Source organism: Archangium sp., assembly GCF_057119385.1.
Map to the genome: position 1 here is coordinate 1 of NZ_DBNGVP010000171.1, position 8,313 is coordinate 8,313.

Sequence of the window (8,313 nt, forward strand, 5' to 3'; positions counted from 1 at the left end):
TGCCGCGCGAGAGGCTGCGCTTCTGGACGCGCAGGCGTGAAGGGAAGGAGGGAGCGCGCACGGCCATGTCCTTCGTGCCCGTGGAGGTGGCGCCCGCCGAGCGGAGCGCGGCAGGGCGGGAGCAGGGAGAGGCGGTGCAGGTGGAGGTGGGCGGGGTGGCAGCGGGGGGTCCCCTCATCTGTCCACCTACGCCCTCGACATGCTGGAGCGGGGCAAGCTGCCGGCCGGGGAGCAACAGCGCGCGCGCACACCTCGCGCAGTGCCCCGAGTGCACCAGGCGCCTGAATGAGGCGCACGTCTCGGCGGAGCTGTTCATGAAGGGGGTACAGAAGCGCACGCTCGAGCAGCTGCGCCAGCGCATGCGCTCGTAGGAGCAGCGCTCGGGACGGGCGTCTCACCGGACGACCAGAAAAACGACTTTTGCGCAGAGTACCAGTTTGGGGTGTTTGATGGGGTAAGAGGATTTTCCTCTTGATGGACCTACACCTCCTCTTTGCCCATATGAAGAATCTGCTCAGACACAGTGGCTGGTTGCCCTGCGCGCTGGCCCTGCTGGGGCTGGCCGGCTGCGAAGCGCCCCCCTCCGCGAAGGTGCCCGAACTGGCCGAGAGCCAGCAGGCGGTGACGGACCGGCCGCCCACCGGGTGGTTGGATGGAGTGGATGGAGTACGCGCCTTCGGGTGGGCGTGCGATCCAGATACGCCCACCACCCCGGTGGAGGTGCACCTCTACTTTGGCGGCCCCCCGGGCGGCTCCACCACCGTGTACGGGGTGTCCGGCATCCTCGCCAACCGGCCCTCCGAGGCGGGGGTGAACAGCGCCTGTGGCGGCGGCACGGCCCACCGCTTCGAGTGGTACATGCCCGCGGACCTGCGCGACTACCTGGGCGCGCTGCCCTACCCGGTGTATGCCTATGCCATCACCCCCACCGCCAGCGCGGGGCTCAACGGCATGCCCAAGACGATGGTGCCAGGCGCGGCCACCCGGCTCACCGTGGGCTACGGCACGGGACAGGAGACCGTGGCCCAGACAGGGGGCGTCTACTCCTACGCCCCCACCATTGCCTATGTGGATGGCAAGTACCGGCTGTGGGCCTGCTCCTCTCAAGCCCCCTACCAGGGAGACGTGGTCATCTACTCCGAGTCCGTGGATGGCATCAGCTGGAGCCAGCGGGTGACCGTCATGAACCGCTACTCGCCCGCCTCGGGCAGCCCCATCGACCCGAACATGAGCCACACGTGTGATCCCTCGGTGGTGACATACACGCCGCCGGGCAGCTCGCAGCGCTACTATTACATGTACGTGACGACGGCGGGCTCGCGCGGTGGGATGATCACGGCCCGCTCCACCTCGCCCACCGGGCCCTTCTCCTTCTACATGGGAGGCGACCCCAACGCAGGCACGAGCTGGAATGCCAACCCGCCCGCGGGCGCCTACCCCGCCGTCATCCACCCCTCCACCACCAACCTGGGGCAGTCGTCCGTGGTGCGCGTGGGCAGCACCTTCCACATGTGGTACACGGAGATGGTCAATGGTTTCATCCAAATCTTCTACACCACCTCCACCAACGGCGTGAGCTGGAGCAGCCCTCAGCCCACGGCCTGGGCCGAGGCGAGCGTGGATGTGAAGTATGACCCGGTGATGCGCCGCTTCGTCCTGGCCGACATCAACCCCGACCATCTGCCGCTGCCCCAGTCGCTGCGCATCGTCACCTCCACCAATGGCATCCACTGGTCGGAGCTCACCGTGGCCAACGGGAACACGAATACGGGTCTGCCCAAGTACGTGCACAACGTGGGCATCAGCGGGGACGGCAATGGCCACCTGCTCACGGGAGCCCGCAACGTGGTGGGCTACGGCGCGCCCTACGAGCTCAACGATCCGTACTACGTGGAGAACCCAAACGACCAGATTTACGGCACCTGCTCGGGAGGGGCGCCGCCCCACTGCCGGCCGTACTGGCACACCTGGGTGGCCCCGCTCTTCCTCTCCTGGAGCCCCTGAGCACTCAAACAGGGCCAGGTGCCGCGCCCGAGCCGCCCGGCTCAGCGCCGTGCGCGCGTGGCCAGCCCGCGGGAGACCCTGGCGAGCATGGAGGAGTTGCCCAGGCGCCGGTAGTGCGCCTGGGCCTCGGCGGCCAGCGCCCGGGCCCGCTGGGAATCCACGCCGGACCTCCGGAGCGCCTCGGCCAGCGTGAACTGCACCTCGGCGCGCACCGTGGGCCGGGCGAGAACCAGGGCCCGCTCGAGCCGTGGGAGCGCCTCCGCCGGCTGGCCCCGGGCCAGGTGCCACTCCCCCAACGCCAGCAGCACGTCGGCCACCATCGGGTGCTCGCGCCCCAGGCTCTTCTCCAGGAGCTCCAGCGCGCGCTCGAGGTGGCGTCCGGCGGTGTCCAGCTCCCCGAGGTGCACCAGGGCGCGGCCCAGGTTGCCGAGCGTGAACAGGAAGATGGGGTGGCTCGGCTCCACGGCCTTCTGGAGGAGGGCCAGGGCCCGCGCATGCAGCGCCCGGGCTTCCCGGTAGCGGCCCTGTGCCGCGTGCACCTGGCCCAGGTTGCTGAGCGAGAAGCCCACCAGCATGTGCGCGGGGCCCACGGCCTTGCGCCGGATGTCCAGACTGCGCTGCTGCAGCGCCCGGGCCTCCTCGAGCCGGCCCAACAACAAGAGCGCATTGCCCAGGCCCTCGAGGGAGAAGCTCACATCCATGTGCTCGGGGCCCAGGCTCTTCCGCCGCAGGCTCAGGGCGTGCTCGAACCGCACCCGGGCCTCCTCGAACTGGCCCATCTCCAGCAGCAGGTTGCCCAGGCTGTTGACGGTGTGGGCCACCTCCGGATGCTCGGGGCCATGCACCTTCTCCGAGACGGCCAGGGCGTGCTCGAGCCGTTCGCGGGCCTGGTCGTAGTGGCCCGCCATCCGCAGCGTGCTGCCCAGGTTGCTGAGCGACAGGGCCACTTCCGGGTGGACCGGGCCCAGGAGCTGCTGGCGCAACTCGAGGACTCGCTCGTAGGGCGCCAGGGACTCCTCGAACCGGCCCATGTCCACCATCAGGTTGGCCAGGGTGTTGAGCAGGTGGGTCACGAAAAGGTGGCGTGGCCCCAGCACCCGCTGGCTCATGGCGAGGGCACGCTCGAGCAGCTCCCGGGCCTCCTCGTATTGGCCCATCTCCATGCGCAAGGAGCCCACGGAATGCAGCAGGCGGATACGGACCAGCTCACTGTCGGCGCGCTCCACCGTGGCCCGCACCAGGCTCTCCAGGAGCACGGCCTCCTGGGAGCGGGACTGCTTGATGCCCACCAGCCAGAGCAGCCGGCTCGCGGCCAGGGCGGCCTGGGTGTCATCCTTGCCTTGGGCCGCCAGGGGAAGGGCCTCGCGGAGCAGGGCCTCGGCGCCCTTGAAGTCCGCCTTCCGCTCCCGGAGCAGGGCCACCTGGTACAGGGCCCGGGCCCGCAGCGGCGGATAGTCCAGGGCCGCCACCTCCGGCAACAGGGGCTCCCCCAGCGCCAGGGCCTCGGTGTACCGGCCGGCCAGGTCCAGCGCCTCCAGCCGATCCACCCGCGCCTGGAGCGCCTCGACCTTCTCGCGCACGGCCGGGTCCTCGGGAGGAGGGACGTCGGCGGTCAGCGCCCGGGCATCCTCGCAGTACGCCAGCGGCGGCAGGGAGAGGGCCGCCTGCACCGCCTTGGGCAGCAGCTTCGGGTCGGGACCGCCGGACAGCACCTCGGTGAGCGCCCCCATCTGGCCGCGCCGCCGCTCCAGGCACTGCACCTGCAGCACCGCCAGGGCCCCGGGCTGCTGCGCCTGCCGGCTCGCCTCACACACCTCGGTCCGCATCCGCACCCAGGTGCCCGCGTAGCCATCCAGCGCCGCCACCACGCGCTCCGCGGTGTCCTGGGCATACGGCAACCGGGTGTCGAGCAGCGCCTGCCGCACCTGGTCCCGCAGGGCGCCGTCCCAGATGCCCGCCAGCCGCTGCTCCATGCCGGCGCAGGCGAGCTGCCGCTGCTGCTGGTACTGCCAGCCCAATGCCAGACAGAGCACTGTCACCACCCCGGCCACCGCGGCCCGGCCCGCCACGCGCAGCCGCTCCTGGCGGCGCACCGCCGGATCACTCCGCAGCATCTCGAGCAGTGCCCCCATGGAGCCCGGGCGCTCCTGGGGGGTGGCCCGCAGGCCTCGCAGCACCGTGCGAGCCACCCACCCTGGCACACCGGACTGGGAGGGCGGGGGACTCACCCGCCCCTCGAGCCTGGCACGCATGCGCTCGGCGCTGGTGCGGCCGGGGAAGGCGGGCTGGCCGTAGAGGGACTCATAGAGCGCGAGACAAAAGGAGAAGAGATCGCTGCGGACATCCGCGGGCTGTCCCCGCAGCAGCTCGGGGGCGATGTACTTGGGAGTCCCCACCACCATGCCCGGCAGGGTGAGGGGCTTGTCCCAGACCTCCGGCAGCGAGGACAGGGGCATTGGGGAGGCATCCGGGGTGTCGGAGGACTCCGCGCGCGCCACGCCGAAGTCCGTCACCCGCACCCGCCCATCCCTGCCCACCAGCACGTTGTCGGGTTTGAAGTCGCGGTGGATGAGGCCCACCGCGTGTGCCGCGGCGAGCCCACTGCCCGCGGCCAGGTAGGCCTCCAGCACCTCGCGCCAGGTGCGAGGCTTTTCCTGGCACCAGCCGCGCAAGGTCTGCCCCTCCACGTACTCCATGGCGATGAAGATGGAGCCATCCTCGAGGGAGCCGGTGTCATAGGCGGCCACCACGTTGGGGTGGGAGAGGCGGGCCATGGCCTGGGCCTCGCGCAGCAGGCGGGCCTCGAGGGCGCCGCTGCCACCTTCGGAGGGCATGGAGTGCAGCAGCTTGAGGGCCACGCGCCGGTCGAGCCGGGCATCATAGGCGGCCACCACCGTGCCCATGCCCCCTTGCCCCAGCAGGTCGAGCACCGTGTAGCGGCCGGCCACGGTACTGCCCGGCGCGGGCACGGCGCCCTGCACGGGGGCCGGCTCATGCGCCGTCACGAGGCGCGCGCGCACGGTGGGCCGCGGCGACGAATCCGGCGTCACCCCCGGCAAGGAGGCCGCCTCCGGCGGCTGCTCCGGGTCCGCTGCCAGCAACCGGGTCCTCTCCTCCTGGCCATGCCCGTCGCTCATTCCCGTGCTCCACTCGGAGGCGAAAAAGATTCTCCAGGGGTATTCCGTTCTCCCCGGAGGATTTCCAGAATCGCGCAAAGACCTGCCGGACATCTACAAGGGGTCCAGCCGCTGGTACCTCTCGCCCGCGACGAACGTCCCCTGGAGCTGACACCCCCTCCCAGCTCACCGGCGCTTCGACAGCAGCTCGCAGGGCAGCGACTGGGAGGCCTCCCGCGCCTGGTCATGGCGCTCGGCGCGGGGGCGGTGAGCGGCCTACTGCCACGAGCCCACGCTACGCGCCCGGTCGTTCCAGCCGTAGGTGGCCAGGTATTCCGCCGGGTAGCCGGCCCCGAGGAACAGGGAGGCCCCGGCGTAGTTGGGGGCCTCCCAGAGAATGGCATATCTGCCGCAGGTGGTGGGGATCACCGAGGAGATGCGGTTGCCCCAGCTGATGGTGTCCAGGTTGTTGTAGCCGTAACCCGCCTGGGCGGAGATGTAGCGGCCCAGGTACTTCCAGTCCTCGTACCAGTAGCTGTAGTTGTTGCACAGCATGGCACTGTCATCCGAGGGCATCCGCCCCTGCGACCGGAAATAGTCGGCCAGAGCCTGCTTGGTGCGGAAACCCAGCATCACCCCCTGCTGCGCCGCGTTCTCATCCAGCACGAAGTGCCGCACCCCCGCGCCATTGAGCGTCCGGAACGCATCGGGCGAGTAGACGATGCCATCGACCAGCACCGGCACCACGGTGTCCGGCGCACTCCAGTTCCCCCTCGGCGCGGCGTCATCCTCCTGGCTGAAGTACTCACTCACCGAGGGCATGGGGGTGAGCTCACGCGCGGCGAGGGCCTGGGTGGAGATGAGCGCGGACACCACCAGCGTCGAGCCAAATACCTGTGACAGCTTCATGAATGCTTTCTCCAAGTTTCGAGCGTTGGGTTACTGCATTCTCTTGAACCCGTGACTCCCCGGAAGTGCGCAAAAAAGATTCTCCAGGGTTATTCCGCTCTACCCGCACCGGCGGAGCTGAGGGGACGAGGGCTGGGCGGCACTCACGGCTCGAGCGACTGGGACGGGCGCTCAAGACGCGAGCACCCGCCTGTCCGAGCCAGGGATTGCGGCTCGGACAGGCGGGTGGGGAAGTCAGCAGGAAGGGCTCGCGTTCGCCGTGGAGTCAAACGGCCGGCACCGCTTCAGAGGATGACGACGCCCCAGTCCTGATACGAGCCGTCGCCAAACTGGCTGGAGGCGCAAGGCCAGTCATGCATGAAGTTCGGCGGCGGCGCGGGGGAACTTGAGGTTCTGCGCGATGACCTCAGCGAGCGCGTCCTCGGGGAAGGAGCTGGAGAAGAGGCAGCGCACCATCGCCTCGGACACCTGCACCCCGTCGGGCCCGGCCAGGCCCGCGGCCGTGTCATGGAGCGACTGCGGGGAGAACCTGGGAAACATTGCTCTTGCGGTTCTCGGAATCCATGGCTACAGCCGCTTCACCCGCTGGAGCACCTTCTTCCAGGAGTTGGCCAGGTCGTACTCGACGTTCTCGTTGTTGATCTCCGTGGCGAGAGGGTATTTGCCCCAGGAGGCGACCATGTGCCGGTTGGGACGAATGCCGTAGGCCTTGAAGCGGTCCTCGAACAGCAGCATGTGCTCCTGGGTGAGCCGGGCGGATGTCTCCATGTCGCCATTGACATAGATGTTGAATTCATAGCCCTGGCCGCGAACCCAGTCCTGCACCGCCCGCACGCGCGCCATGTAGTCGACCCCTTGTGAATTGGCGGCGGTGGTGAAGGTATAGCCCGTGTCCAGGGTGATACCGCTCAACCGGGCGCCGTAGTTGTTGCACTGCCAGAAGAGCTTGGTGAGCAGGTTCTGGTAGTCGCCGAAGTAGCCCCGATTGCCCGGAAAAGAGCTGCCGTTGAGCGCCCAGCCGAAGGAGGGCACCGAGTCATTGGCCGGCCCCCAGCCCCACCAGGGGAAGTTCTCCCCCACGAAGATGCGGATGTCCGGCCGCACCGAGTGGATCGTCCGGATGTAGTCCATCACCTGCCACGTGGCCTCCCAGTAGCCCTGCTCGGTCAGGGCGAAGCCCCCTCCCCACTGCTGCCCATTGATTCCATGGTTGGGGTGCAGCAACGAGCGGAAGGGCCCATCGAAGTTGATGAACTTGACCAGCCCCGGATGCGAGCGTGTCCCCGGATAGACACCTCCCTCCATCTTCCAGATGCGCTCGAGCTCCTTCCACGCCGCGTCCTTGCCCACCGTGTAGCGCTGGCTCGGGTCGCGGATCTGCGCGAGTTGCCCGTTCATGTCGAACGAGGTCTCGATGGACACGGGGATGCCATGGGTGGCGTAGACGTTGCGGTGGGTCCACATCCACGCGGAGGAGACACCGTGGATCTCCATCTTCGAGTCGATATCCCCGGAGAAGTATTGCACCGCGTCCAGGTAGCGCTTGCCGAAGTCCCAGGCGGGCGTCTCGCCAGGCGTCATGGCCAGGACGAGGGAGTCGGTATGAAAGTTGGTCTGCCCCCAGACCTCCTCGACGATGATCTCCTCCTCCACCCGCTGGCCCGTGGCGAGGTTGACGGCGAAGGCCACCACCTTGTAGGCCGGGTGGAGGGAGCTCAGGTGGACCCAGCCGCGGAAGGTCGTCCGGGTGGTGCCCAGACCCGGGTAGGTGCCAAAGGTCACCGCGAGCTGGCTGGGGATGTTCTGCCCCCAGGCATTGGCCTGCATGCTCCAGCTGTTGTTGGGGTTGAAGTAGCCGCGGTTGGAGCGGAGCGTGGTCGCGCTGGCGCCCATGTTGCCCCGCCAGAAACCATTCGGGCAGAAGCCCCCGCCCAGATAGTTGCAGGACTGGTCCTGGGTCTCATTCACCGTGCCATTCTCGAAGCCCGGGTTGCTCAGCCCCACCTGGACCGTGCCGTTGGGCGTGGTCCAGAAGGACTCCAGGTCATCCACGAAGAGCACGTTGTGCACCGCCTGGCCCACCCCGTTGCGCGGGGTGTTACCGAGCACGCTGGATGAGGGAAAAGCGGGCCAGAATGAGCGAGCTGGGTGATGGGTAGGCTCCCCGTGAGCAGGGGTATCCCATCACCGAGACTGGAAAGGTGAGGCACGTTGGCTGATGGGATGGCCACGAGCCCGCGGGTTGGGCGAGGCGCACCCGTCCCAGCCGGTCCGGGTGCTCGGG

The 8,313-nt window shown here is 68.7% G+C and carries 5 protein-coding genes and 1 pseudogene; 2 read left to right on the forward strand and 4 right to left on the reverse strand.

The window, feature by feature from the left end:
- Together AC16DP_RS40725 and AC16DP_RS40730 are read left to right on the forward strand one after the other, a co-directional pair.
- Positions 1–371: pseudogene (locus AC16DP_RS40725) on the forward strand (hypothetical protein); the annotation flags it as partial.
- Positions 372–501: 130 nt separating this feature from the next.
- Positions 502–2,004 (forward strand): hypothetical protein, encoded by a 1,503-nt coding sequence (locus tag AC16DP_RS40730; RefSeq protein ID WP_329729549.1) that lies wholly within the window; start codon positions 502–504, stop codon positions 2,002–2,004.
- 41 nt (positions 2,005–2,045) lie between these two features.
- Here AC16DP_RS40730 and AC16DP_RS40735 read toward each other — a convergent pair whose 3' ends face one another.
- The 4 genes from AC16DP_RS40735 to AC16DP_RS40750 all read right to left on the reverse strand — a co-directional run bounded on the left by AC16DP_RS40735 (position 2,046) and on the right by AC16DP_RS40750 (position 8,138).
- The gene (locus AC16DP_RS40735; RefSeq protein WP_329729550.1) at positions 2,046–5,141 is read right to left on the reverse strand and encodes a serine/threonine-protein kinase; all 3,096 of its coding nucleotides are present in this window, start codon (positions 5,139–5,141) and stop codon (positions 2,046–2,048) included.
- Between the two features lie 255 nt (positions 5,142–5,396).
- The gene (locus AC16DP_RS40740) at positions 5,397–6,029 is read right to left on the reverse strand and encodes a hypothetical protein (protein ID WP_329729551.1); all 633 of its coding nucleotides are present in this window, start codon (positions 6,027–6,029) and stop codon (positions 5,397–5,399) included.
- A gap of 351 nt (positions 6,030–6,380) precedes the next feature.
- Complete coding sequence (locus tag AC16DP_RS40745; RefSeq protein WP_329729552.1) at positions 6,381–6,569, reverse strand: hypothetical protein; 189 nt, start codon at positions 6,567–6,569, stop codon at positions 6,381–6,383.
- 27 nt (positions 6,570–6,596) lie between these two features.
- On the reverse strand, positions 6,597–8,138 hold the full coding sequence (locus AC16DP_RS40750; RefSeq protein WP_329729553.1) for a hypothetical protein: 1,542 nt from the start codon (positions 8,136–8,138) through the stop codon (positions 6,597–6,599).
- Between the last annotated feature and the right edge of the window lie 175 nt (positions 8,139–8,313).